The sequence below is a fragment of the Comamonas sp. B21-038 genome, assembly GCF_022387135.1.
GTDB lineage: Bacteria > Pseudomonadota > Gammaproteobacteria > Burkholderiales > Burkholderiaceae_C > Comamonas > Comamonas sediminis.
Window position 1 is genome coordinate 2817427 of sequence record NZ_CP092462.1, and the last position, 25671, is coordinate 2843097.

Consider the following 25671-nt stretch of genomic DNA (forward strand, 5'->3'; position numbering starts at 1 on the left):
CAAGCTTCCCGACGTGCACGCTGTTGATACCCCTCTCTGCCTGGGCCTGGCAGGCCCCACCGCCTCCGGCAAGACCGGCGCTGCCATTGCGCTGGCGCAGCAACTGAGCGCGGTGCGGCCGGTTGAGATCATCAGCGTGGATTCGGCCCTGATCTACCGCGGCATGGACATTGGTTCGGCCAAGCCCAGCCTGCAGGAGCAGGCCGGCATAGCGCACCATCTGCTCGATATCCGCGACCCCTTGGACGCCTACAGCGCAGCAGAGTTTGTGCACGACGCGCTGGCGCTGGTGGCGCAAATCCATGCGCGGGGCGGCATCAGCTTGCTGGTGGGCGGCACCATGCTGTATTTCAAGGCGCTGATGGATGGCATTGACGACATGCCTGCCGCCGACCCGGCGGTGCGCGCCCAGCTCGATGCCGAGGCGGCCGTCCATGGCTGGCCGCATATGCATGGGCTGCTGGCGCAGGTTGATCCGGTCACTGCGCAGCGCCTGGCGCCCGGCGACAGCCAGCGGGTGCAGCGTGCGCTGGAGGTCTGGCGGCTCAGCGGCCAGCCGCTGTCGTATTTCCATGCGCAGCCAAAGCGCCCGTCGCCATTGCTGCAGCTGGCACCCGGTTTTCAGCTTTTCAGCCTGGAGCCCAGCGACCGTGCCTGGCTGCATGCGCGCATTGCACTGCGCTACGACCAGATGCTGGCCCAGGGCTTTTTGGCCGAGGTGCTGCAGTTGCGTGCGCGCGGCGATCTGGATCTGAACCTGCCATCGATGCGCTGCGTGGGCTACCGCCAGATGTGGGAGATGCTCGACAGCTGTGCCCAGCAAGGCATTGCCGTGCAGACCGAAAGCGATGTACCGCCCGCGTTGTGGGCAGAGATGCGCGACAAGGGCATTGCCGCTACCCGCCAGCTGGCCAAGCGCCAGATCACCTGGCTGCGCAGCATGCCTGCCCGCCAGGCCATTGCCTGCGATGCGCCCGGTGCGCTGGACCAATGGCTGCAGGCCGCCGGCGCACGCCTGGCCGCGGCCCACTGATTAGCGCTCATCCACACCATGCCAAGTCAACCGCAAGAGACCCCTCCGCCTGCGGGCAGCCGCATCGCCCAACGCCTGGCCGGCGCGCATTTTCAGGATGCCTGGTGCATCCACACTGCGCAGACCGGCGCGCCCGCGCTGGCCTATTTTCTGGCCGCCGTCGCGCGCACGCCGCGCTGGATTGAGTGGTGCATGCAGGCCCGCAACCGGGTCGGTCACATCGTCGGGCTCAAGGACCTGGGCACCCTCTCCCAGATCGACCCGCAGCGCCCCGCCAGCGCCTACCAGCCAGGCGAGCGCGTGGGCGTATTTACCGTGCTGGAGAACCGCGCCGATGAAGCGCTGATCGGCGACAGCGACAAGCATCTGAACGTGGTGCTCAGCGTCCACCGCGCGCCTGTGGCCGGCCGCGAGGACCAGGTCGCCATCACCGTCACGACGGTGGTGCATGTCCACAACCTGCTCGGCCATTTGTACATGCTGCCAGTGGCGCCTATGCACCGGCGCATTGCGCCTGCGGTGCTGGCCACCCTGGGGCGCGCACAGCCTGCACGCGCCTGAACGACGGAAGCAGCCATTGCGCTTGCCACGGCAGTGCAGGCAGCTCTGCCTGGATAGCCATTTTTTGTCATGGCGTCATAATCCATAGCCATGCAGCTCCACGACACCCCCACCACCAGCGCGCACGAGGTCAACAACCACCACGGATGGCGTGACCAGGCCATTGCCAAGATCGACGCTGATTACCAGCGCAGTGCCGACACCCACCTGATTCCGCTGAACCTGCCCTGCTATGCGCAGGCGGGGATTGATCTCTACCTCAAGGACGAATCCACCCACCCCACCGGCAGCCTCAAGCACCGGCTGGCGCGTTCGCTGTTTCTCTACGCGCTGTGCAATGGCTGGGTGCATGAGGGCACAACGATTGTCGAGGCCTCCAGCGGCTCCACGGCCGTGAGCGAGGCCTATTTTGCGCGCCTGCTGAGCCTGCCCTTTGTCGCGGTGATGCCGCAGTCCACCTCGCCCGAGAAGGTTGCGCAGATTGAATTTCTCGGCGGGCGCTGCCACTTTGTCGGCCATGCCGGCGAAGTCTATGATGCCGCCCGTGCGCTGGCCCAGCGCACCGGCGGCCACTACATGGACCAGTTCACCTATGCCGAACGCGCCACCGACTGGCGCGGCAACAACAACATCGCGCAGAGCATGTTCCAGCAGATGCGCATGGAGCGCCACCCCGTTCCGCGCTGGATCGTGGTGGGCGCAGGCACCGGGGGCACCAGCGCCACCATTGGCCGCTTTGTGCGCTACATGCGCTACAACAGCCAGGTCTGCGTGGCGGACCCGGAAGGCAGCGTGTTCCATGCCTACTGGCGCAGCGGCGACGCCAGCCTGACAGCGCCTGGCTCGCGCATCGAGGGCATCGGCCGCCCGCGCGTGGAGCCCAGCTTCATCCGTGGCGTGGTGGACCATATGGAGGTCGTCAGCAACCGCGAATCGGTCACGGCCATGGCGCTGCTGGGCGATGTGCTCGGCCGCAAGGTGGGGCCTTCTACCGGCACCAACATGGTGGCCATGCTGCGCCTGGCCGATGGCATGCGCCAGCGGGGCGAAACCGGCTCGCTGCTCAGCCTGCTGTGCGACGCTGGCGAGCGCTACCTGCCCACTTACTACCACCGCGAATGGGTCAGCACCCATTTTGGCGACTGCGATGCCACGCAGCAGGCACTGCAGACTTTGCTGCACGGCCGGCACTGAGCCCCATCAGGTAACCACGCATCCAGTTGCGGCTCGCCCGGCAAAACAGCAGCGCGGTGCCGCTGGCGACCGAGCCCGGCTTACTTGCCAACCAGGTCGCTCAGCTTCTGGGCTTCAAACTCGGCTTCGCGCTGCGCATCGCAAGGCACGCAATCGCCCACCTTGCTCTGCACCGACAGCTTCTCGATGGCCGCCCAGAGCATGGTGATCTGCTGCTCGTGGCCGGCAGCGCTGTCGATGATGCCGCGCATGGCCTTGGACAGCGGGTCGTCCTCTTGCGTCACGCCGTAGGCGGCAAACTTCTGCTCTGCCGGGGCTTCGGTCACATCGGCACTGGCACCCTGGCGCGAGGCAATGATGCGGGCCGGAATGCCCACGGCCGTGGCACCGGCAGGCACGGGCTTGATGACCACCGCATTGCTACCGATCTTGGCGCCATCACCCACCTCAAAACCGCCGAGCACCTTGGCGCCCGCTGCCACCACCACGTTCCTGCCCAAAGTGGGATGGCGCTTGGCGCCCTTGTAGAGCGTGGTGCCACCGAGCGTGACGCCGTGGTAGATGGTGCAGCCGTCGCCGACGACAGCCGTCTCACCGATCACGACACCCATGCCGTGGTCGATGAAGACATTGCGGCCAATCTGCGCGCCGGGGTGGATCTCGATGCCGGTCAGCCAGCGGGCCATGTGCGAGATGAAACGGCCCGTCCATTTGAATCCATGGTTCCAGCACCAGTGCGCAGGGCGCTGCATCCAGATCGCATGCAGACCGGGATAACAGGTGACAACCTCCCAACGGCTGCGGGCAGCGGGGTCGCGGTCCAGGATGCACTGAATATCGGAGCGCAGGCGGTCAAACATGGAAACAATGGTTATATAAATATTCGAGGGTCCGCCAGTCTATCGTTTTGCGGCCTCGGCCGTGCGCAGCATAGCCTTGGCAACACCTCTCAGTATGTGGATTTCCTCCTGGGTCAGTTGCGCGCGGTTGAACATCTGGTTGAGCCGGGGCATCAGCTTCTTGGGGGCCTCGAGATCCAGAAAGCCGATCTCGGACAGCGCCTGCTGCCAGTGCGCCAGCATGCCTGCCACCTGCTGCGCATCGGCGCGCTCGCCCCGGGCTGCGGCATCGCTCACGCCATAACCGCCCAGCGCCTGGCGCCAGTCATAGGCCACCACCTGCACCGCCGAGGCCAGGTTCAGCGAGCCAAAATCCGGATTGGTCGGAATCGACAGCGCCACATGGCAGCGGTACACATCCTCATTGGCCATGCCATAGCGCTCGCAGCCAAACAAGAAGGCCACGCCGGTCTCGCCGCTGGGGTGGGCGGCTGTGGCGTCGCTGGCTGCGGGGGTGGCTGCAGGGCTGGTGTCTTCATTCAGCGGAACCGGCCCAGGCTGTGCCGCCAGCGCGCCCTGCAGCAGCAGCGCAAAGTGCTCGCGCGGCGTGCGGGCGGGCGGGCCAAAATCACGCGGGGTCATCGCGGTGGCGCACAGGTGGCTTATACCATCCAGGGCCTCGTCCACCGACTGCACAATGCGGCAGTTGGCCAGCACATCGAGTGCGCCGCTGGCACGTTGGATGGTTTCTTCCTTGCGCAGCACATTGCTCCAGCGCGGGCGCACCAGCACCAGGTCATCGAAACCCATGGTCTTGATGGCACGGGCGGCGGCGCCCACATTGCCGGCATGGCTGGTTTCGATCAGAACAAAACGGGTTTTCATAGACAGGTCGGGCAAAAAGGGGCATGTACCAGCGAAAAAAATCGAGCGCAGGTACAATCTAGCCCCTATTGTCGCTGCCGCATCGCCGGCCGCGATCTAACAGCCGCTCTTGCCCCAGCGTTTCGCAGCGTTTTTGCTGCCCCACTTACGCCCACACAATTTATGTCGTCCTCCTCCCTGCACCCCATGCTCAACATGGCCATTAAGGCCGCTCGCGCTGCTGGCGCCATCATCAACCGTGCCGCGCTTGACGTGGAATCGGTGCGGGTTTCGACCAAACAGGTGAACGACTTTGTGACCGAAGTGGACCAGGCCTCCGAGCAAGCGATCATCGAGACCCTGCTGACCGCCTACCCTGACCACGGCATCCTCGCCGAAGAATCGGGCAACGAATACGGCAACCCCCGCTCCAACCACATCTGGATCATCGATCCGCTGGACGGCACTACCAACTTCATCCACGGCTTCCCCGTCTACTGCGTCAGCATCGCGCTGGCCGTGAACGGCCGCATCGAGCAAGCCGTCGTCTACGACCCCACCCGCAACGACCTGTTCACCGCCACCCGTGGCCGTGGCGCGTTCCTGAACGAGCGCCGCATCCGCGTGTCCAAGCGCACCCTGCTGCGCGACACCCTGATCACCACCGGCTTCCCCTTCCGTCCGGGCGACAACTTCAAGCAGTACATGGCCATGCTGGGCGATGTGATGCAGCGCACCAGCGGCGTGCGCCGCCCTGGCGCAGCGGCACTGGACCTGGCCTATGTGGCCGCCGGTTTCAGCGATGGTTTCTTTGAAACGGGTCTGAGCATCTGGGACGTGGCAGCCGGCTCGCTGCTGGTGACCGAGGCCGGTGGCCTGGTCGGCAACTTCACCGGTGAAGCTGATTTCCTGGAACAACGCGAAGTGCTGGCCGGCACGCCCCGCATCTACGGCCAGCTGGTGCCCATCCTTGCCAAGTACAGCAAGTTCGCCAGCGCTGGTGACAAGGCCGGCGTGCGCCAGGCGCTGAACGACGACGGCGCCGTGCCCGCTGCAGACACCCCGGCGGAGCCGGACGCCGGGCAAGCCGAGTAAACCTCCGCGCGCATACACAACAAAGCCCACACGCCATGCCTGTGGGCTTTGTCTTTGGCCGATCAGCAGATCGCCTGGCTGTCAGTTGCCAAACACGATCTGGGCAATCACGCCGGAGGCAATGGCCACTAGCAGGTAGTCACCGCCATTCTGGATCCAGTGGTAGCCGCGTGGCGGTGCGCTCAAGCGGTGGCCACGCCAGTCGTTGACGACATAGCCGTGCGCCCGGTACTGCGGCGGCACGCGCGAGCCCTTGACCCAGCGGTGGTCCGGGCCCGCACCCCGGTGGTTGCGCGCATCGGGCCGGTGCGAATCATGGCGGCGATCGGGCTGCGCATGGCCCCGGTTGTCGTAGCGGTGGGAGTCCTGCGCAGGGCGCGGCTGGGCTTGCACGCTGACGGCACCCGCACCCAAGGTCGCGACCAGCGCGGCAGCGGCTGCGCGGTTCATCCAAGTTGTCATTGCGTTTTTCATCGGGACCTCCTGTACTTGACGCAAGGCACCGTCGCCTCGCTTGCAGTCCATGATGGCGCAAGCAGCACCGCAAATAGGTAGGAATCTGCCAGCTTTACCGGAATTTTCGAGGCCGTGCAGCGGGCTTTACATTCGCATCGGGGTGTTAAACCTCTTCAAAAAGGGGGCGGGTAGGCCGGCGGTTTACGCCTGGGCGGATAAGGCCTGTGCCTCGCGTGAACGCCTGGGAAATCCGCGCTCCATCAGCGAGTGGATGCCAACTTGCTCCCGCCGATACGGTAATATGCACACCCCGCTCGGCCCCTGGGCCTCCGGCCAGCCTTGTATGATGCGCATTGCGGCCACAGGCAGACCGGCGCAGGCGCCCCGCCCCCGGGTGCGCTGCTGGTCAAGCCGCCTCGACAAGGCCCCTACCGACCCTCTTTACCCCTGCCATCCCGGGCTGGCTTCTTCCCCACCCGACCAACCATAGATGAGTTCAAACCCCATGGAAAATCCAACGCTTACCAAAGCCGATTTTTCATCGCATACCCCCATGATGCAGCGGGGTGTTTCTATAGCTAATCAGGCGACAGAACATTAAATACTACGCCTTTTGCTACGCCTGGATGAGCCACATTTTTAACTGCTATGTTTGGCCGCCACATCCAGCATCGGCGCAATTATTCTTGCATCCCTTCCCCGGTCCGCGCATTTCATTTGCACTCTTGCGGCTGCCCCTTACCTCGGCCGGTCATTCGCATAGGGCGGCCGCTTGACCTTCGCGTACTCCCTATCCAGCCAGGCCGACATACCGCGCAGTGCTGCAGCTACTGCAGATGGATTGCGCCCACATATCCAAGTCTGCGGCCAACGGCTGAACTCCCCCTCATCCCACTGCTCCCCCCGCAGCAGCATGGTTCCGTCCTCTCGCTTCTTCCAAACCTCGACTTGCTCCAGTGGGTAGGTCATGAGCTTCATGGGCTCGGCACGCCGGTAAATCCCGGTCTGGTTGCCGTTGAATGGCGTAGTCGATGAGATGACCATGCCCAATATTGGCGCCCTGCCGGCCAGAAAAGGAGAGCACAAGTACGCGCCGCAAAACTGCAGTTGCAGCACGTACAGATCCACGCCGACCCGTTGACGCGCCTCAAGATCGAAGCAGCTGCCAGGGCTGACAGCGCTCATGTACCAGCCCGGCAGGTCCTCCGGCTCAAATTTCCTGACTGCTTCCATTGCTCGCTCCATTTACTGTATAAATATACAGTCTTTTGGAGGTGTCTATGTTTCAATCAAGATACTGGCGGTGGCACATCAAGGATGGTGATGATTGGTCCGAGACCAAGGAACATGAGCGCTGGGATGGCATCAAGCTGGATCGGCCGGAGGCGATGCCGGTCCTGGGCACTATGGTGCTGCACACCGTCACGGTTGCGGTGGACAAGGATCTGTACGACAGCCTCGCCCCCGATATTCCGTTTTAGGCTGGCCCGGCCGCGAACACTTCGACCGGTGCCAGCCTCAGCAGCGCCTGAGCGTCCTTGATCGACCCTTCCAGCCATTGGTCCACGTCGGCCAGCTCAATGGGGATCACACTTCGCTTGTCCTGCTTGTCAGCTGCGAGCTTCGGGTCCGGCTTGTGCATGCGGTTCATCAGCGGGTGCGCATCTGCGTTGAGCGTGAGCATGGTGTAGCTCTCGATCAGCTCGCCTGTCGCTGGATCCTTCCAGGCGTTCCACAGCCCCGCCAGGCCCCACAGGTCGCCGTCGGCCCGGGCAAACCTCCACCACACGTTCTTCCCGCTCTCCCAGTTGGGCTCATCAAAAGTCGTCGCCGGGATGATGCAGCGCTGGCCGCGCTTCCACGGGTCTTTGAAGCTGGCCTTGTCCGCGATCTCCTCGGCCCGGGCATTGTTGGTGCTGTACTTGATGTCCGGCGTCTTGCTGAACCAGGGGATCAGGCCCCATCGTCCCACGGCCAGCTCCTTGCTGTAGCCAGGATCATCCACGGCGCGCCGGATGAACCCGCCAGGCGAGCGCGGGAATACGTCGCGGGCACCCAGCCCCAATTGCCGGGGGTTCAGCCGCCAGTACTGCTGGATGTAGCCTTCATCAGGGGAGTGGTAGCGATTGCACATTGGAGCCTCCTGGCGCCAAGGTACAGGGGCACGCATCCGGATGGTGTCATCCGAAACCCTATCTGAAACGAAAAAACAGCCTCCCCAGTGCCGTAGTGGCGCCGGGGAGGCTCTTTCTATTTCTGGCTGCAGGCCTGATCGCTGTCGTCACCGCTCAGCCGGCGCTCGATGTTCACCTGGTCGCATAGCGCTGCTACTTCGGCATCCCGTCGTCTAAGATCTCCGCCGAGGCTTGCGACCACGCCGATGCCTTGTGCAAGCTGGCGGTCGAGGGCTGCGGCCTTATCTGCAAGATCGCGGCGGGCAGCGGCGTCGGCCTGGGCTTGCGCACGATAAGTGGCGGCTCGGCTGTCTGTGTCGCGGTGCAGGCGCTCAGCGCGGGCAAGCTCAGTGCGCACATCCACATCAATGCCAGTCTTGAGGTTCGCCAGTCGATCGGCGTTGTAGATCGTGTCTTCGGCATGCTTGCTCTCCCTGATTGCGGTTTGGGTTTCAACGGTTCTGGCAGCTTCGGCGCGGGTGGCTTTGTCCCGGGCCTGCCCGGTGCGCAGCTCGGCGATGGTCTTGCTGGCCTGCCAGCCTTTGACCACCCATCCTGTGGAGAAGGCCAGTGCAGCGATGACGGCGGCCAGGATGAGTTTGATCTGCAGGGTCATAAGCCTGCCTCGCAGATCTCGCCGTTGGCATCGCCCCGGGCCTGCAGGCCTGGCAGCACCACAGATACGCCGTTGACCGTGCCCCGGTTCCAGCGCGGGTTCTCTCGGCATGCACCCACCACATCACCCGCATTGGCCTTGCGCAGTAGGGTCGAGGCGTACAGCGCACCCTCGCCCTTGTTGTGGATGAAGTCGATGAACACTGCTTGCTGCAGCGGGGTGTAGGTGGTCCAGAGCCGGAACATGCCCATGGCCGTGCGCTCGGCAGCTAGGTATCGGCTGCGCTCCAGTGCGTAGCAGTCGGACGGCGTGTAGTACCGTCCGGCCACCACGGCTCGGCCCGTGATGCCGTTGCAGACCGTCAGCGGTTGGCCTTTGCCCAGCTTGTCCACGTAGGGTGTTCCGATGTGGCGGTAGCTGCTCTCGTAGTAGCTGCCCATCACCATGGCGATCTTGACTGCCTGGGATGTGCCAGGGTCAGCGGCCACGGCCTGGATGTACTGACTCTGCTCGGCCATGGCCTGGGCTGCGGCCTGCTCGCGCTCGGAGACCATGTAGCCGCCGGCGCCGGCCGTCAGGATGGCCAGGGCCATCAAGCCAGAACGCAGCGCGTCTGGGATCTTGCTCATTGCTCCGCCTCCAACTTCCCGAGGTCGGTATCTTGGTGGTAGATCGGCCGACCAGATGCGCGCATCAAAGACATGCGCAGTTCTCGCTCTGCCTTTCTCTCGATCACTTCGGCGCGCTGTCGCTCATCCCGGCGCCAAGCCCAATACTGGCCGAAGATCAGACCCAATAGGCCCACAACGGCGCCGACCACAATACCCATTTCAGACAGAGACATTCCGCTGGCAACTGCAGTAGCTGCCCCTCCATAAACTGCTGTTTTCCCGGCGACGATTCCTGCGCTTTCCATTGAATTGCTCATCCTCTGGCCCCTTAAATAAGAAAACCCGCCTAAGCGGGTTGTGTTGTGTGTTGTGGCGAGGGCTACAGGGTCTCGGCGTACCCGAACAGCTCGTGCAAATCGGCCTCGGTCAGGTTCAGGCCTGCCGCCAGCTTAAGCATGGTGGGACTGTCCGACTCGATGGCCGCCGAGCCCTGCCAGTCCACTAGGGCCCGGTATCGGTCGAACTCATCAGGAATCAGATTGATCTGCCCCTCGATGTCCTCGTTCTTGATGCCCTTCATGTCGAACAGCGCAAGCAACGCCTGGCGCTTGGTCACGGTCACCCGTGCAGCATCCCGGGCGGCCTGCTCGGCTGCCAAGCGCTCGGCTTCCCGTTGTGCCAGTTCCTCAGCGCTCAGTGGCACGACTTCCCACTGCTGCAGATAGCCTTCCTCTGTCTCCAGTGGGGCCAGCTCCACTGCTTTGTGGGTGGTCTGAACGAACGCGGGCGGGCTTGCCGGCGCTACCAGGGCATACTGCTCCGGCGCCTCAAAGGGCACGGGAAAAGACATGTTGTGGGCGTGCCTGGAGATGATGTCCGCCGGGCTCAGCGGGTAGTCGCCTGTTTCTTTATCGATGTACATGTTGACCCTTTAGATTGCATTGCCCAGGCGCGTGCCCGTAGCTAGCCAGTTGATATAGGCGTTGCCATCCACATAGTTGCCTGCGGGCTGCCCTGCACCTGGTGAGAAGACTTGAATCAGGTTGTAGTTGCCAGATGCAGTACCGGATTCGCCACTTGCGCCAGACTGGCCAATGGGCCCGCCATTGCCGCCCCGCCCCCCAGTTGAGACGCCAATGCCCCCGACCGAAGACCCCCCAAGCGTCTCGGATCGACCAGGATCGCCGTTGCTCGCAGGCTGCAAAGTCAGTGTGCTAATGGTGCTAAAGCCAGCGCCTGCACCACCGGCACCCCCGTCACCTGCGGCGTAAAACGATGGTGAATTAGGATTTTGAATGCGCAATGATCCGCCGGCCCCACCTGTGCCACCCGCGCCGAAGATCGTGCCGCCCGCATTGTCGATATTGATCAAGGTTCGGGTGTAGAGCCCAAAGGCGCCACCCACCATTGCGCCAATTCGCCCGCGATTGATGATGGTGAGCAGGCCGCTTGGGATATTTGCAATGCTGAGCGCCGCTACATCCACTCCCGCGTTGATGGTGCAATACAGCGGTTCGTAGCCAACCCAACCCGCAGAAATAGCAAGAGCTCGGATGTCCGGGCTCCTGACGCTGGCTGTAATGGTGATGTACACCGGGCCTTTTAGAAGGAATGGTCTATGAGCCATTTCAATAGTTCCCCTGATAGGACCCGAGCCATTGATCGGTTCCAGTGGATTGGGGCCGCCTGAACTGGAAAAGATGAATCTTCCCAGTCTGGAGATTTTGAGGAAGCCCACCACCCCATACCCATCTCACATTTGCAGGCCAGGTCATTGTTCCAGAAACCAGATTTGCCTCCACTTCAAACATCATGCAGTCGGCCGGTCTGTTCACAAATGAGAAAACAATTGCACCTGATACTGTGTCAGCAAAGTAGGTCCTCTTAGACAGATCACAAACTCCGCCTGTAAAAGGCGCTGCAAGGGTTGTTTGAGCAAGTTGTGCCGCATTAGCCATGTCATCCCCTAATCAAAACCAATTGCCTTTTGCAAGGCACGATATGTAATAGTTGGTCGCAGCACGAGACGCGCCAGAGGACACAAAGCAATTTCCCCAACTTGTAGTCGTCTGAGGCATCGAGCCGCTAGTTATAAAAGCTCCAGCGCCGCCAGAGACGGTCAAATTTACGGACGGGGCTTGTGGCGAGAAAGTTTTGGGGAAAGCGCCAAGATTAACGGCGGGGCTGTAGAGGACCCCACCTCCATCGCTGTTGGAAATTGCTGTATTTATGGTCAGGATTTTCGAGCAGAATTGCGTTCCGTCTGCATACCTCACATACTCACCATCCGTATTACTTCCCCTCTCGACAATCGGGATGCCATTCATATTCAGCCCGCCCGTAAAGTTTTGGGAGGCTGTCCAGATATTGGAGGTTCCGATAGCGGGCTGCGCGGCTGTAAATGCCGTCAGGCCAGAAACCCGCATCCAATCTCCGGATATGGAGTCGTACTGCAACACGATCTGGAAACCCAGAACATTCATCGTGAAGTTTTCAGCATCACCGCAGATGGTTTTGCCATTGCGCGAGATCACCGGCGTCAACGTTCCAGAGACATTCGCGGCCGCCACAACCATCCCGTGCCAAGGCGCAGCAGGAAGCAGCAGCACCGAAGTGCTGGAAGTCATCCGATACAAGCCACGGTCCGCCGCATTTGTCGTCCCAGCAGGGCAAGGCAGCACCGTGAAATCGTTGCGGCTCACCTCGCCCCAATAGGTGGACCCCAGGGCCGGGGCCTGTGTGGTCACGTTGGCCAGGTTCAGCTTGAGATACCACAGGCGCCCCTGGTGGGTGACTGTGGCTGGCACGTTCAGCGCTCCCGAGAGAGTGGACCACTCCCCTTTGTAGTTCGCTGCTGCAAAGGCGCCATTTGCTGCCGTTTGCACATCGACCAGGCGTGCGGCTGCCGCCTCCGCAGATGTGTTGGAGTCGTTCGCGCGCTGGTTGGAGTACTCTGCGTTGGTCTTGGCCGACTCAGCCACCGCTTTCACATCAGCCCCCCATGGAGGCATGTTCGTTGTGAAGGTCTCGGCGGTCACGTTGAACGTAGCCTCGTCCATGTTGTTGTTCGGGACGGTGCCAAGGTCCCGGATTGGTGGTACTGGAACGATTGGCATTAGACAACCCCCTTAACATTCACGTTTATTGATGTGCTGACCGTGGTGTGCGGCTGCCAGCCGATGCTGATAAAGCCCACTGTTGCGAGATAGCGGTACTTGCCAATGGAGCTGGCATACACCGATACCGGCGTGTCCTTGAGCCGCTCAATGAGCGAGAACAGCCGGTTGGCATCCTCTGCATCGATGATCACGGGCAGGGTCAGATTCACCGCCGAGCCTCGGGGTACAACACGGAAGGTGCCGTCCTCAAAGTCCTTGCGGTAGCTGTAGTTCTGGATCTCGGCATTCGCCCCATACTGGGTGCCCGAAGGCATCCCGACACGGGTCATACCGAAAGCCGTCCAGGTGCCGATCGACATCCAGCCGATCCCAACCGGTTGGCTCGGGTCGGCCGACACCGTCACCGTTATGACGGTGGACGACTTGCTGGGGATGCTCTCGATGCGGAACGACTTGATGGCCGTCCGTTCACCGAAGAAGTAGTTCCACCAGCCGACACGCGGAAGGTTCAGCCCGGTATCGACGGGAGTGATCAGATCCGCCCCGCCTACCCCATCCGTCACCCTGATCTGCAGCCGTTTGCCGGTAAGTCCGTGAAGGGCCATACCGGTGATGAATGGCACCTTCATCACATACGTGAGCGAGCCCAGGCGATTGACCTGGGTTGTCTGCACGTATGGGTCGAAGGGCGCCCACCGGTTTGACGGGCGCATGTCATTCCAGCTATTGGTGTCTTGGTCCGGTGGGATATTGAGATTGGGCGGGACAACTGCGCATTTGTATACGCGCTGCCCGTAAACCCGCTCTGCATCTTTGGCGACAGCTGCGCCTGCCGTCCAGGCCACCTCCCCGGCTGCCGTATCGACAGCGGGGATGGACCCGGCCAGCATCGAGCTGTCCCCAATCTGCTTGGGGACTAACACGTACATAGATTTCCCTTTTAACCAGGGTTGACGACACGCAGGCCGTTGCCACCCTCAGACACTTGGTCGATGTTCGCGTCCAGGCGCCGGTTGGTAACAGCGACATCGGCCGTGTTGTGGTCGATGGATGCCAGACGTTCCTCAAGCTTCTTGACCGCCGTGATCAGCTCTGCATTGCCACCCCCTTGGGTGTTCAAAGCAGCCATCAACGCCCGGTTGTCGGCCGCAGGAATGATTCGCTCACCCTGGTGTATGTTCGCCGTCATGTCGTAAGGCACATAGTTCGTGCCCACGGCAAATGACTTGCGCTTCATCCACAGGCCTTGCTTCTCATCAAAGTACCAGCCGCTTCCATAAACGCTTTGGCCGGCCTGCATTGCTGCCCACTGGTCGGCGGTCAGGTTGCCCGATCCAACCAACAGGTGGCCGTCGTACTGGTACTGCCCTGCGGCGTACTTTTCGACAGTGCCATCCGACCACTTGGCGCGGCCGTCAGCCGTGAAGCCGACGACGTAACGCCCCGCAGTGCCGGACACCGTGCCGCCAAGGGTTGCGCCGCTGCCGGCCTTGCCAGTTGTGGCAGGGGTGCTACCACCGCCCAATCCAGCCTTGGCCGCTTCTTCCTTCTTGATCCGCTCCTGCTCCTTGGGGTCCAGCAGCTTGAACAGTGCGTTCACAGCATCGGTAACGCTCAGCGTTGCATCGATCTGATCCTGGCCGTAGTCCTTCCAGTAGGAAAGCGTGTCGTCTAGGCGCTTGATCTGGTCGTTGGCCAGGTCGATCTGCTTTTGAGCATCCGACTTGGCCACGCCGGCGAACTCGCCAAGCTCCTCCAGCTGGGCCGCGAGCACCTTCTTGTCATAGTCAAGTTCCGCCTGGGTGGCGTAGTTGCTCATGACAAGGCCGCTGCTCGCGGCTTCAACTGCAGTTTTTGCCTGGTCATAGTCGCCGAGGCCCAGGCCTCTACGAGCGTTGGCCAGCGCCTGCTCGATGTACACCATGCCAGCAGCTGCTTGGTAGGTGGCCACATCCTCAACACTGCCGCGTAGGCTCTTGGCTGCGCCCGTGAACATGTCGAAGTAGCTGGCGGCCTGCGTGAGCTTCTCCTGGGCCGTCTTTGCAAACGTGTTCCAGTGCTCCTTCTCCCGTCCGATCGCCGCCTGCAGATTGTTCATTGCCAGCGACTTCGCGGACTCCAGCGCCTGCTTTGCCTCTTCTTCTGCCTTCTTCTTGTCCTCGGCCGCCCACACTTCACGCTGCATGCGCACAAGTTCCGGATCGTTGTACTTCTCCAGCTCCTTGATCTGCTTCTCGCGCTCCAGGCGCTGCGCTTCCGCATCGTTGCCTTGGGCGCGCAGCAGCTGCAGATTCAGGTCCTGCTTGAGGCTGGCGATGTTCTCGGCAGAGGTGTAGATCATGTCGAACACATCCACGAGCCCCAGCAGGCTGGCAAAGAGCTTTTGGCCCTCTTCCGTGCTCTTGTCGATCCCGTTGATGTATTCCTTGAGCGCCTCGCGGCTTGCCGGCATGGTCTCAATGCCCAGCTTTTTGAGCTGGTCGTTGAGCAGTCGCGTCTGGTTCTTCACCTTCTCTTGGTCGGTGTAGAACTTGTCGTAGTAGTTGCCGGTCGCTGCAGAGAACTTATCCGCGCCCCCAAAGGCATCGATGATGTCCGAGGCCATATCAGCACCGGCCAGCGACGTATCCATGAGGGTGAGCCCAAGCATGTCGAAGACGGAGTTCACGCTAAAGAGCGAGTCAGATAGGCGAGTAAGCGCCTGTACAGCCGTTTCACCTGCACGCACGTACTCGCTCATAACGAATACCTGCTCGGTGATCGTCTCTGTCACCTCGCGTCCCACCATGCCGTATTGCTGGGTGTCGCCGTCAGAAGGCAGCTCCACGTTGTCCCACACCATGCGGGTGACTTCGCGGGTCTGCTCCTGCCAAGTGCCCAGTACAGAGCGAGCCATTTCCTCATTGGCTTGCGCCAACGCAGCCTGGATCTTCGCTGCTGCCTCTTCTTGGCTCAGTCCAGTCAGCTCCAACCCTTTGCCGCCTGTGTCTGGGTGGATCTCATCAATGCCCAATGTCACTTTCATGGCGCGGATTGAATCACCATCCAGCTTCAAGCTATCCGCCCGGGCTGCTGTGTCCTCACGCATGGCCGTAAAAGCATCCTGCAGGATCTTGATGGGGCCCTTGGAAGCCTCGATAGCGCCGTCGTACTGCGAGAGCATCTCCAGGCGGCTGTACTGCTGCTGGAGCTGCCGTTCACGGTAGCCGTTGCGAGCGTCATTGGGGTTGTCAGCAATCTCCTTCTTCAAGCGCTCGATCTCGGCGTTGGACTTCTCGATCTCCTTCTCCGCCACCAAGTAACGGTACTTCGGCCCACCGAAAAGGCTGCCGCTTTCGCGCATCAGCTGGTAGCCATAGAGGTCGCCGCCCAGCTCGCCCGTGATACCGGCACCAACCTGCCTTTCCTCCTTGAACATGCCTCCCAGGTAGGCGGCAATCAGGGGGATCATCATGACGCCAGCTGCTGCATAGCCGCCATTGAGACCCATGAAGCTGGTGCTACCAGGTGCCGCCCCACCTAAGCCCCCGGTCACTGGCATGGTCACTGCTCCAGAGGCTTGAGCCCCGGCAGCCTGCCATGGCGCTGCTCCCCCGAAGCCGAACATGTTGGCCACGTAGCGAGATCCTTGACCCAGCAACCCTTCGCCAGAGTAAAGGCTGTATGCGCTCGATCCATTGCTGAGCAGACCCATGACGCCACCACCACCGCCTGAGCCTCCGCCAAGCAAGCCACCCAGCAGGCCGCCAGCGCCGCCGGTCATCCCGAGCAGCGAACCAACCAGCTGAACAACGATAGGTCGCGCAAACATCTGGTAGATCTGGTCCGCAACTTGGGTCTTGAACGTCGTGGTCAGGCTCTTGGTGAAGCTCTTCCAGCTACCTTCATTTCCGTTGAGCATGTCTGCGAAGCCCTGCGAGAAGATTTGGTCGTACTTCTGCACTTGCTCGTTGACATACTGGTTCTGGATCTGCCCCAGTTCAACTTGCAGCTCTTCTTCAGCCTGGACTCTTGCTTTGCGCTCCAGATCAGTGCGTTGCTTGACTGAAGTCTCATCGGTCCGCCCCATGTAGGTCTTTTCGATCTCGGCAAGTTCACGCGCCAATTTGATCTCCGACCTTCGCACGGCAATCATCTTGTTGCGCTTCAGCTCCTGCTCACCCAGCAGCGACATGCTGTACTGCTGAATTTGAAGCTCGTCCCGAGCCGCGCGGATGCCATCGTCATACTTGCGGTCAGCGGCTATGTATTCGCCCTTTCGCAGAGATTCCACGTAGCGTTCATGCTGATCGGTCAACGCCTTCAGTGCGGCAATATGCTCTGGCGTCCAGGGCCCCATGTCCTTGGCATTGAGAAGCACCAACTTGGCCTGCTCAGCTGCCATTTCGGCGATAGCGACCTTCGATTTTCCGAAGGATGCGTTCGCAGCGTCCTGTTGCTCGGTCAGATTGCCAATAGCTTCGGCAGACTTGTAGATGCCATCCAGAAACTTACGATAGCCCTCCTCAGCCTCAGCTTGAGCCTTCTTTTGTTTCAGCAGCTTTTCGCCATCCTCTAGCTCTTTCAAGCGAGCCTCTGCTAGCGACTTATGCCCATCTGTCAGCTTCTTTGTTCCCTGCTCAGAAATGAGGAAGCGTAGCTTTTCTGCCTCGCTCAGCTTGTGCCCGTATTGCAACTCCTCAGCGTTCTCGGCGATTTTCAACTGAATGGCGCTGATGAGCTTCTCGTACTCCGATTGCTCCTTCTTGATCGCTGCTGCGCCAGAGGTATCGCGGCCCTTCTTAGCCATGGAAGCCAATTGCTCATTGACACCTTTGATGCGCTCTTCCAGGTCTTTCGCCTCTTTGGAATTGCCTAACTGGGCGTTTTGGAGGCTCTTGAGCTCTCCCGCCAGCTTCTTGCCAGCATCCTGAACTTCGCGCATCCTTTCAGCCTGAGACTTGTAGCTCTTTGCCGCATCAAGTGCCGCCCTAGCCCGCTGCAAGAACACGTTGTTTTCCGCAGATACGAGGGGAACGGTTGTGCTTTGAGCTTCAGCTGCGCCACGTGCTGCAGATTGAAGTTCACGCAGGGCAGCCGCCATATTCAACCACTCTTGAACGCGGCCTTGAGGCAGATATCCCGCGCTTACAGCGTTCTGCAGCACTGGTGCGAGATTCCCGCCCTCCTTAGATGCCTCTTTAAGCGCATCAATCATGAGATCGAACTGGTCAGCCGGCATGCGAATGTTTGCAGCACCCGCAATCGACTGAATCAAGTCATCGGTGAGTTTCTGCGCTTGCTTGACTGACCTTTGCTGCTCATCTTGGATCGCCATCTTGATGACGATCTGTTTTTCCGGCGGCAACGCGTCCAGCTTCTTCTTCAGCTCGTCTAGAGGCTGGTTCAAGCCACCGATGCTCTTGACCAGGCTTTCAGAGCTATCCCGGAATGTATAGAACGCAGCCGTGGCGGCTCCTGCGACGGTCAGGATCACGCCCAGAGGCCCGCCCAGAAACGCCATAGCTGCGGATGCCCCACGTGCTGCCCCACCCATAGCGATAAGCCCAGTGGCTGCAGTTGTGCTCACGCCGGCCATGCTGGCCAAGGTCAGCTGATAGCGCGCCGCCTGAATAGTGGAAGCGGCAAATGCAACCCCGGTGGATGCAATTGACGCGGTGAAGCGAGCGCCCAGAACCAAAGCCACTGCACCGCCCACCGTGGCCAGAACGTCCAGGTTGTTGGCCAGCAGGCTGATACCGTTGGCAAAGCCCTTGGTAGCGCCACTGGCAGTAGCCTGTGCGCCGACCATCAGCATGATGTTGTTCTTCAAGACCGTGAAGGCGCCGGAGATGGTCTGCACCGACTCTGCTTCTTCGCGGAGTTTGCCCAGCGCCTTTGGAAGCGACTCGGCCAGGACGGCAGAGGTGAGCTGCCCAGCCTCAGCCATCTTACGCAGAGCGCCTACTGGTACGCCCAAGCCATCAGCCAAGGCCTTCATCAGTCGTGGCGCGGCCTCGTTCACCGAGTTGAATTCTTCGCCACGCAGCACGCCGGAAGCGAATGCTTGCGACAACTGCAACATAGCCGACGATGCCTCAGACGCGGTAGCGCCGGACACCTTGAGGGACAGAGCGACCGTCTCAGTGATGTCCGAAAGTTTCTGCTGGCTCAGGTTGAGCGACGCAGTACCGTTCGCAATACGCGCATACAGCGTCCCCAACTCGCCAATACCTTGTTGAGCATCGGTAGAGATACGTTGAACAGATGCCATCGCAGCCGAATAGTCGGACGCACCCTTTGTCGCCAGCTTCAATTGCGCCGTGAATTTGGTGTATCCATCGATCTGAGTGATGATTTCGCGGGCACCAAACCCAACGCCGATGATGGACAGCGCTGCGCTCACAGCGTTCGCCGCAGTGTTCAGCGCGCGGAACGACTTTTCAGCCGCACTGCTGGACGCAGAAGCGCGCAGCATGTCTTTCGCGTACTTATCGGCCTCGCGGGAAGCTTGCGCCAGTTCTCTCTGCTCGGCCTTCAATGCATCAATGCGATTACCGATGGCCCGCGCTGTCTCCTGCGCACCAATGCTCATGCCTTGCTGGGCTGCCTGGTAGGCAGCAAAATCACCGCGAGTAAGCTTGATAGCAGCGGCTTGATCACGCAGCGATTTGAGAAAATTCTCTTCGGCGGCAGTGAGCCCATTCATTGCTCTAGCAAGGCTCGCGCTATCAGTAACGGCCTCGCGCGTGGCATTACTGGCCTGCTTCAAGCCTTCGGCAGTCTGCTTCGCCGCCTCTCCAGCCCGCCTCAGTCCGCCGCTTGCTCCGCCACCAGAGCCCAGGTCCGCCAGAGATTTCGCAACCTTCTTGCTCTCCGCAGAGATGCCGGCCATCGATTGCTCGACCTTGGGCCCTTGCTTGGACAAATCATCAAGTTTTTTGATGCCGCGCTCGATGTCATCCGTTGCCATCTTCACGCCGATTGCAGTGACTTCTTCCATGCGTAGGCCTCAAACAAAAAAGCCCATGCAAAGCATGGGCTCATAAAAAAGACCTCCCGTATAACCGAGAGGTCTTAGCTACGAAGCATCTGTGTTGACTGCTTCAAATATTCTTGTGGCGATGGTCAAAAAACGGCCGCCTGTAGTTTTGTAAATGTTTTAGCGTCTGTGGTTGCAAGAAATTTCTTCCCATCATGCGTTTTGGCCACAAACGTGACCTCTTTGCCTCGTCCCCCAGCCAGGAGCCCGGCTAGCAACCCCACCGGGCCTAACACCGCCGCCCCCACCACACCCCATCCGACCGTACCACCAATCTTTTTAACCGACTCTTCGCTTGCCATCGCGACCTCCGCCAATTCTGTAAGTTGAATCGACTTCCCAAGAAATCCATCGCCGGGCGTCCACGGGAAAGTTAGGGTTGAAAACATGAGCTTTGCGTTTCCCGTTGGAAAATCGCCAGCATGTATCTTTACGTCTGCCATGTGCCCTCCAGAATGAAGAGTACATGTTAGCAAAGGTCAACGCATCAACTTCTCCCTGAGCTTGTCAGAGTGCGCATACGTGAAACCTTCGCCTGCGCCATGCTTGATTACCATGGTTATGACAAGCCACTTATCGCTCAGCGTACTGAGGCTATCGATAGGTATGAGAACAGTGGAAGGCGGCAACTGCCTGCTCTCGCCACGCCGGATCACGTGTGCACTAGAAACCAAACCAGACGATCTAACTGGCTCCCATTGCCCTTTCTCGTTACGTCCAGCCACAGAAACTTTGAAGCCAATAACGTCCGTTGGCTCAACGTGCTTATCGCCCTGCCACATCACATGTCGATCAAGGCGTACTGTGAGAAACGGGCCCGTCCTTGAGACCGTTCCAGTTGCGGTGGAATTGAGTTTGAAGGCGTCACCAGGTGAAGTGAATGTCACCGGTTGCTGTGCAGATGCGCTTATCGCAGTTGCCGCGATAACCACCCCACCGAGAAATCTCCACATACTGCCCCTCGTCTGAAAGATTTATGGTGAGTACCAATTTATTGTCTCATGCCTGTCAAGCCCTCTAAGCGGGCAGAATCGCTTTCTGTGATCCGCTTGAATCAGTCAATCACCTCCAAGCACTACTTGCCAAAAGCATCGACAAGCAACCTCTATCGAAGACGCTTGCCGCCGTTTTCGGCCCATACCGTGCCTTAGCCCACCTTGCCTTGCCATTGCATAGCTCAGCGCACCAAACGATGCTGATCGCATCGGAAAACACTCTCTACTGAAAATGCTTCCCGCTGTTGACAGCCCATACCGTACCTGGCCATGTCATACCTGAGCTCAGCTCGCCAGAGCGCACCTCACCAGACCTCGCCGAAGGTAACGATGCTTTCGCATCCGCAAGCCCACTTTGTAATAGGCTTGCAGCCACGTTAGCGGAGCTGCTTTCTGACTGTTCCCCGTAGCAACGAAAGCTTTGCCTGAGCATCCATGTTGACGCGACGCTCGTCGTAAGTCAGCTCTGTATGTCGAACGTTTTTTAGGCGGGACCCAGCATGTCTGAACAATCTCCCGGCATCACGTTCAAACTCCTGCAGTGTTGCTTGAGTTTGATCGGCGGGCGGGCACCAGCGATAGCCCTCGCCCCGCACCGACTGCAGAAGTACCTGATGGTCATGGAGCAAAGCCGCCTTAAACCCTTCAATGCTGGCGAGCCATGCGAACTGCCTTGCCTGGAATGCAACTGCCGACATGTGCTCATCCGGTACAGGCAACCCAAACCGCTCGACCAACCAACTATGAGGGACGATGTCGCCGTACTTGAATTCAGCCAGGAAGTCATGGACTGCCTGCCGCCAACTGGGGCTGACCTTGACTTCAGACATAGCGAACCTCAAACCGGCCAAAGCGCGGGCGGTACTCGCAAGTTCCGATGAGTGCGCCTCCATCTTCAATGGCCTTGCGCGCCTCTTGCATGTCGAGCACATCAACATTGATTGCGACGGTCAGCTCAGCGGCCCAACTCATGAATACAGGCCGATATCTCATGATCTTCGAACTACCGACCTTCACTCCCCTGCAGTCCACGTTGCTTGGACTCTCCCATAGCGCATCCGGCGTTACAGGACCGTCATGCAATAGCTTCACATGGTTCTCCAGCACCAAGGCGCCACGCTTCCAATGCACGCCCAATTTCTGCAGCTTTGCGCCACCAAGGAACGTCGCATCGAGGTTCGCGCCGGGAACGTAGAAACCACTTTCAGGACTCCAGTAGCAACCACTGATGAACTCGCTCTTCGCTATGGCTAGATGGTCATCCTCAGTTTTCTTTCGCTTCCCCGTCATCTCTTTGTGAAGCTTCGTAGCGGGGTTTAATGGGTTGGCCAGCGTGTCCGCATGCATCATCAACGGCGAAGTGCCGGTGATGCGGATTCTGAGTTGTTCCATCATTGATCCCCTCTCGCGCCTTCGTCAACCTGCTCAGCCAACTCCAATGCCTCAAGAACTTCAGTGAAGCCTGTTTCAGCTGCATGCAGGTTGCGCCATGCAGCAGTGTCTTTATCCGGAAAGGCAGCAGCAACAAGCGCGATAGTTGACTGGATGCGGGCGTGCATGAACGAAAATTCATCGAAATCCAACGGCAGCGCGGCCTTAAGCCGTTGCACACCCTCCCTGACGAGATCAGCGGCGTTCACATGCGCTTGCCATTCGTCTCTCCAGATGCCTGGCTCACATGCGTGTTGTATTGCGCTCTCCAATCGATCCTCAAGCATCTTGCAAGCCAAGAATTGAATCTGACTTGGAGAAGGCAAGCTGAGAGGTTTAGACGTAGGGGTAGTTCTGCGCTTTGCGCTCATGCCACACCTACTTCCGCATGGTGCAAGATGTCAGGCACTTGCTGAAAAAATTGAGCGGCATCTTGCAGGGTGCGCCCATACCAGCTGGAGGGGCGGCTAAATGACGCCATCGACAGATTGACCACAGAAGAAATCTTGTACCACTCGCTGGAGAAAGCGTCAGCACTTGGGAACATCTTCCCTGACATAGCCCGAACGCGCTCCGAGACCAATTCGATGGCCATATCGACACTCACATCCGCATCAACCCATTCTGTATCCTTATTACGAATGCTCTCCAACGACTCCAGCTTCTTCGCCGCTACCGCTAGGAACATGGTCGCCACTTGATCTAAGGTGGGCCTGGCTTGCGCCGCGTTGGTGGTTGCTGTAACATTCATAGCGAGTCCTTCGATCCCTTTGATTGATTCACCAGAAAGCCCTTGCGAGTTCGAGTCGCCGGGGCTTTCGCCTTTGCGGGGGTCATTGCGAGGCCTTCCGAGGCGCCTTCACAAACAATGCGGCATGACGTTCTGCGAAGCGACGCAGGAATTCCAGGCCCTTGCCTGTCACTCGGGCAACGCGGCTCATCTGATCGCCTCGGGTCTTGGTCTTGTACGTATGCAGGGATTCTTTAAAGTAGCCTTTGCTCACGTACTCAGCAGCTGGAGCGTTGTTCGACAGGATCACACCCTTATCTCGCAAAGCACTTTCCAGCTTGCGCACTGGCACACCCAGCGTCTTAGCCGCGTCGCGAACTAGAACAGTGCCCTCAGCGTTCAGCATGGTGTCTGCATAAACCACTTTCGGCTTCGCCTGTTCAAGTGCCAACTGTTGACGCTCGATCTCTTCTTGCTGCTCGGCTGCCAGGCGCAGAGCTTGTGCGAAGGTCTGAGGTAGCGCCTGCGTTGCTTTGCCTTCAAGCTCGGTCATCCGGTCGAACACCTTGGCCTGCAGGTCATAGCTGTAGCTCATGGCCATAAGGCAGGCTTCGCGCTTCGGTAGTGTGAGCATGCTGTAAATCTGCCCGTTTTGTGGGTGACGGTAGGGTGTGCGAAATTTTTCGCATACCTCCTGGCCCAGTACTTTTGGCGCTTTTGTCATGAAGTCACGATGCTGGAGTTCCGCTTCACCTTCCTGACGCTGGCTGTTGATGAAGTCCACCATTTCAAGGCTGGTCATGGAGATGGCGCCATGGTTGGCTGTAGCCACGATGCTGTTCATGTTGATGCTCCCCGCGCCTGAATTTGTTGGCCAAGCTTGATGAGATAGATCAGCTCCGCATTCATGCTTCGCTCATTGAGAGCCGCACTTGCTTTGATGCCCTTTCGCATTCCTTGTGGTAGCCGCAGAACAAACTGATCTTTTCGATCCTGGTCCTTGGCTGGCTCGATGTGTGTCATTCCCGACTCCGTTAAAATAGCGACTTGCTATAGGCATAAATATAGCGACTCGATAGCAATGCCGCAATAGACTTGCTAGCGATTCGATATATTCTTTTTTCATAGTTGCGTCTGGAGTCATAACCAAATGGAAGATAAGCCTGTCTATCCCTCCGATGTCGCCGACAAGGTCCTAGTGAGGATGCCTGACGGCATGAGAGATCGACTCAAAGAGCTTGGAAAGGTCAACAAGCGCACTCTCAACGCGGAGATCATTGCGCGCCTTGAAGCCAGCCTGTCCCAGCAGCCTCAGGTGCAGACCGGCCTGCTGCCTCAATTCCAGATGGTGAATTCAGGGGTGCAGTTGGCAGACACGGCCGCCAAACTGGTTCTTATCGAAAAGCCAGACGTAAAGAGTGCTGACTCGTTCGAGTTGCTTATCAAGACGCTTGAGGCAACTCTTAAGGTCGGCCAAGTTGCCCCTGGCGCCGACCCCACTGAAGCACATGGTGAACTGGATGGCGTGGCAGAAGCGCTCATCAAATTTACGGAGAGGTGGATCGAGTGGGTTGATCCAGAAAAGGTCCGGCCTGAGTACCGTGAGCTTTTAGAGCGCTTCGCGGGTGACCCGGGGAAATCCAAGAAGTAGCCAACTCAGCCCTCTTCGGAGGGCTTTTTCATGAGCATCTGTCACATCTTCTTTCCAATTCTGTTGCGAAAGCAACTAAAAACATCGATTTGTAAGTGTTCGTCAGTTCTGATTTGTATGATCTTATTCATGAATTGGATGACCGACGAAACACACGATCAAGAATGCGTATCGCTGAAGGAAATTTTGCCTCCAAGACTTTGGAGGGCCCTTGCAAGAAACGGGCTGAAGACCATGGAAGAGGTACGACGGATATACCCAGAGGAGCTGCTCCAAATGCCCGATATAGGCCCCCGTGCGTTCAGGAAGATTGAAGCCCTTCTTTTCCCTGGCCAGTACTATGTGCCTGACTTCCGGGACGATCTGAAGAGCGATACCCTTGATGGGAAATCTAAGTACCGACCGGCTCTATGGCGCTTGCTCATGGAACTCCAGAGGGCAGATAGGGAGTCTGCACAAGCTGGGTACAGGAGCTAGGATGACTCCGCGTTCAAATTTATGATGCGTGCAATATGCAAGAACATCAGCAATCCGAAACCCCGTTGGGCGAGTTGCTGCCCGCCTACGTGACTCACGTCCTCGCGAAGAACGGCATTCACACCGTGGAAGCAGTGCGCAGAGCCTACCCACACGAGCTTTTGAAGCTGCGGGGCATGGGAATGCTCAGGTTCAAGCAAATTGAGAAAGCGTTTTTCCCTGGCAAGTCGTTCGAGCCAGTGCTGGCCCGCAGGCCCATACGTCACATCAAAGGCTCTTCTCTTAACGGCCTCCTCACCCCTGAAACCGTACAGGCCTTGGCTCGAGACGGGATCATGACTGCAGAACAACTCTGCGCGATGGAGCCGAAGGATCTACTGAAGATCAGAGGCCTTGGACTTGTGAAGCTCAGGGAGATTGAGCGGCTCTTCTTCCCTGGCCAACAGTACGAGATCCCGCGCGTCAGGAAGCAGGCGGCAGTGGACGACGTTGCCTGAATTGTGAATGGGGTTTGGGCAGGCTAAATGAGGGCGATGGCGTATCCGACGAGCGGGTCCAGTCGCCTCAGTCCTCTCGACTCACTTTGAGCGTGGAGCGCGGGCGAGCTGTCGTGCAATCGATTGCAAAGTGACTTCTGCGGAGTGATGTTGCTGTGCAACGCTTCATAGGGCACTGTTGAGGAGTGTCGTAGTGACCTCCGTATGACAACGTAGTCCTACGTAGACGACTATCGAACATCTGTCAAATTCTTGTTGACGGTACAGGCAATAAGACGTATTGTTTGTTCAACAGAAGCCGAAACAT

The 25671-nt window shown here is 59.3% G+C and carries 28 protein-coding genes; 8 read left to right on the plus strand and 20 right to left on the minus strand.

The window, feature by feature from the left end; all coding sequences use genetic code 11:
* Window positions 1-13: 13 nt before the first annotated feature.
* The 3 genes from miaA to MJ205_RS12880 all read left to right on the plus strand — a co-directional run bounded on the left by miaA (window position 14) and on the right by MJ205_RS12880 (window position 2788).
* Complete coding sequence (miaA, locus tag MJ205_RS12870) at window positions 14-1033, plus strand: tRNA (adenosine(37)-N6)-dimethylallyltransferase MiaA (protein ID WP_239808828.1); 1020 nt, start codon at window positions 14-16, stop codon at window positions 1031-1033.
* An 18-nt stretch (window positions 1034-1051) separates the two neighbouring features.
* Window positions 1052-1594, plus strand: coding sequence for a DUF2867 domain-containing protein (locus MJ205_RS12875; protein ID WP_239808829.1), 543 nt, complete (start codon window positions 1052-1054; stop codon window positions 1592-1594).
* A gap of 90 nt (window positions 1595-1684) precedes the next feature.
* Window positions 1685-2788, plus strand: a complete 1104-nt coding sequence (locus MJ205_RS12880; RefSeq protein ID WP_239808830.1) for a PLP-dependent cysteine synthase family protein — start codon at window positions 1685-1687, stop codon at window positions 2786-2788.
* Between the two features lie 80 nt (window positions 2789-2868).
* Here the strand turns inward: MJ205_RS12880 and cysE are convergent, their stop codons facing one another.
* Entirely contained in the window at window positions 2869-3648 is a 780-nt protein-coding gene (gene cysE / locus MJ205_RS12885; protein ID WP_239808831.1) for a serine O-acetyltransferase, read from the minus strand.
* A gap of 39 nt (window positions 3649-3687) precedes the next feature.
* Window positions 3688-4512 carry an RNA methyltransferase gene (locus MJ205_RS12890; protein WP_239808832.1) on the minus strand — a complete coding sequence of 275 codons (825 nt, stop codon included), beginning with the start codon at window positions 4510-4512 and terminating at the stop codon, window positions 3688-3690.
* 162 nt (window positions 4513-4674) lie between these two features.
* On the opposite strand from MJ205_RS12890, the gene MJ205_RS12895 reads away from it, so the two are divergent.
* Window positions 4675-5586 carry an inositol monophosphatase family protein gene (locus MJ205_RS12895; protein ID WP_239808833.1) on the plus strand — a complete coding sequence of 304 codons (912 nt, stop codon included), beginning with the start codon at window positions 4675-4677 and terminating at the stop codon, window positions 5584-5586.
* An 81-nt stretch (window positions 5587-5667) separates the two neighbouring features.
* Here the strand turns inward: MJ205_RS12895 and MJ205_RS12900 are convergent, their stop codons facing one another.
* Together MJ205_RS12900 and MJ205_RS12905 are read right to left on the minus strand one after the other, a co-directional pair.
* Complete coding sequence (locus MJ205_RS12900) at window positions 5668-6048, minus strand: RcnB family protein (protein ID WP_239808834.1); 381 nt, start codon at window positions 6046-6048, stop codon at window positions 5668-5670.
* Between the two features lie 732 nt (window positions 6049-6780).
* A complete protein-coding gene (locus MJ205_RS12905) occupies window positions 6781-7275 on the minus strand; it encodes a hypothetical protein (protein ID WP_239808835.1) in 495 nt (164 codons plus the stop codon).
* Window positions 7276-7322: 47 nt separating this feature from the next.
* Here MJ205_RS12905 and MJ205_RS12910 point away from each other — a divergent pair, with 47 nt between their 5' ends.
* Complete coding sequence (locus MJ205_RS12910; protein ID WP_165841105.1) at window positions 7323-7523, plus strand: hypothetical protein; 201 nt, start codon at window positions 7323-7325, stop codon at window positions 7521-7523.
* Here the strand turns inward: MJ205_RS12910 and MJ205_RS12915 are convergent.
* The 16 genes from MJ205_RS12915 to MJ205_RS12990 form a co-directional block, all read right to left on the minus strand.
* Window positions 7520-8176 carry an SOS response-associated peptidase gene (locus MJ205_RS12915; RefSeq protein ID WP_239808836.1) on the minus strand — a complete coding sequence of 219 codons (657 nt, stop codon included), beginning with the start codon at window positions 8174-8176 and terminating at the stop codon, window positions 7520-7522. The two genes, MJ205_RS12910 and MJ205_RS12915, sit on opposite strands and share 4 nt — an antisense overlap.
* A 116-nt stretch (window positions 8177-8292) precedes the next feature.
* Window positions 8293-8832: a hypothetical protein gene (locus tag MJ205_RS12920; RefSeq protein WP_239808837.1), complete on the minus strand. Its 540-nt coding sequence runs from the start codon at window positions 8830-8832 to the stop codon at window positions 8293-8295.
* Window positions 8829-9461, minus strand: coding sequence for a lysozyme (locus MJ205_RS12925; protein ID WP_239808838.1), 633 nt, complete (start codon window positions 9459-9461; stop codon window positions 8829-8831). The genes MJ205_RS12920 and MJ205_RS12925 overlap by 4 nt, the downstream gene beginning before the upstream one ends.
* On the minus strand, window positions 9458-9760 hold the full coding sequence (locus MJ205_RS12930) for a holin (RefSeq protein WP_239808839.1): 303 nt from the start codon (window positions 9758-9760) through the stop codon (window positions 9458-9460). The genes MJ205_RS12925 and MJ205_RS12930 overlap by 4 nt, the downstream gene beginning before the upstream one ends.
* A gap of 62 nt (window positions 9761-9822) precedes the next feature.
* The gene (locus MJ205_RS12935; RefSeq protein WP_239808840.1) at window positions 9823-10365 is read right to left on the minus strand and encodes a hypothetical protein; all 543 of its coding nucleotides are present in this window, start codon (window positions 10363-10365) and stop codon (window positions 9823-9825) included.
* A 9-nt stretch (window positions 10366-10374) separates the two neighbouring features.
* Window positions 10375-11181, minus strand: coding sequence for a hypothetical protein (locus MJ205_RS12940; protein ID WP_239808841.1), 807 nt, complete (start codon window positions 11179-11181; stop codon window positions 10375-10377).
* Between the two features lie 232 nt (window positions 11182-11413).
* Window positions 11414-12502, minus strand: a complete 1089-nt coding sequence (locus MJ205_RS12945; protein ID WP_239808842.1) for a hypothetical protein — start codon at window positions 12500-12502, stop codon at window positions 11414-11416.
* Window positions 12503-12558: 56 nt separating this feature from the next.
* A complete protein-coding gene (locus tag MJ205_RS12950; protein WP_239808843.1) occupies window positions 12559-13491 on the minus strand; it encodes a hypothetical protein in 933 nt (310 codons plus the stop codon).
* Between the two features lie 11 nt (window positions 13492-13502).
* Complete coding sequence (locus MJ205_RS12955; RefSeq protein WP_239808844.1) at window positions 13503-19544, minus strand: tape measure protein; 6042 nt, start codon at window positions 19542-19544, stop codon at window positions 13503-13505.
* A gap of 125 nt (window positions 19545-19669) precedes the next feature.
* A complete protein-coding gene (locus MJ205_RS12960; protein ID WP_239808845.1) occupies window positions 19670-20026 on the minus strand; it encodes a hypothetical protein in 357 nt (118 codons plus the stop codon).
* 929 nt (window positions 20027-20955) lie between these two features.
* A complete protein-coding gene (locus MJ205_RS12965; RefSeq protein ID WP_239808846.1) occupies window positions 20956-21408 on the minus strand; it encodes a hypothetical protein in 453 nt (150 codons plus the stop codon).
* On the minus strand, window positions 21401-21970 hold the full coding sequence (locus MJ205_RS12970; protein WP_239808847.1) for a hypothetical protein: 570 nt from the start codon (window positions 21968-21970) through the stop codon (window positions 21401-21403). The genes MJ205_RS12965 and MJ205_RS12970 overlap by 8 nt, the downstream gene beginning before the upstream one ends.
* Window positions 21970-22218, minus strand: coding sequence for a hypothetical protein (locus MJ205_RS12975; RefSeq protein WP_239808848.1), 249 nt, complete (start codon window positions 22216-22218; stop codon window positions 21970-21972). The genes MJ205_RS12970 and MJ205_RS12975 overlap by 1 nt, the downstream gene beginning before the upstream one ends.
* A gap of 158 nt (window positions 22219-22376) precedes the next feature.
* Window positions 22377-22760 (minus strand): hypothetical protein, encoded by a 384-nt coding sequence (locus MJ205_RS12980; protein WP_239808849.1) that lies wholly within the window; start codon window positions 22758-22760, stop codon window positions 22377-22379.
* 82 nt (window positions 22761-22842) lie between these two features.
* On the minus strand, window positions 22843-23583 hold the full coding sequence (locus MJ205_RS12985; protein WP_239808850.1) for a phage antirepressor KilAC domain-containing protein: 741 nt from the start codon (window positions 23581-23583) through the stop codon (window positions 22843-22845).
* Complete coding sequence (locus tag MJ205_RS12990; RefSeq protein ID WP_239808851.1) at window positions 23580-23762, minus strand: Arc family DNA-binding protein; 183 nt, start codon at window positions 23760-23762, stop codon at window positions 23580-23582. Before MJ205_RS12990 ends, MJ205_RS12985 begins: the two co-directional genes overlap by 4 nt.
* 127 nt (window positions 23763-23889) lie before the next feature.
* On the opposite strand from MJ205_RS12990, the gene MJ205_RS12995 reads away from it, so the two are divergent.
* From MJ205_RS12995 to MJ205_RS13005, 3 genes are all read left to right on the plus strand, one after another.
* A complete protein-coding gene (locus MJ205_RS12995) occupies window positions 23890-24390 on the plus strand; it encodes an Arc family DNA-binding protein (RefSeq protein WP_239808852.1) in 501 nt (166 codons plus the stop codon).
* A 129-nt stretch (window positions 24391-24519) separates the two neighbouring features.
* Window positions 24520-24867 (plus strand): hypothetical protein, encoded by a 348-nt coding sequence (locus tag MJ205_RS13000; protein WP_239808853.1) that lies wholly within the window; start codon window positions 24520-24522, stop codon window positions 24865-24867.
* A gap of 35 nt (window positions 24868-24902) precedes the next feature.
* Complete coding sequence (locus tag MJ205_RS13005) at window positions 24903-25364, plus strand: DNA-directed RNA polymerase subunit alpha C-terminal domain-containing protein (protein ID WP_239808854.1); 462 nt, start codon at window positions 24903-24905, stop codon at window positions 25362-25364.
* Window positions 25365-25671: the final 307 nt, after the last annotated feature.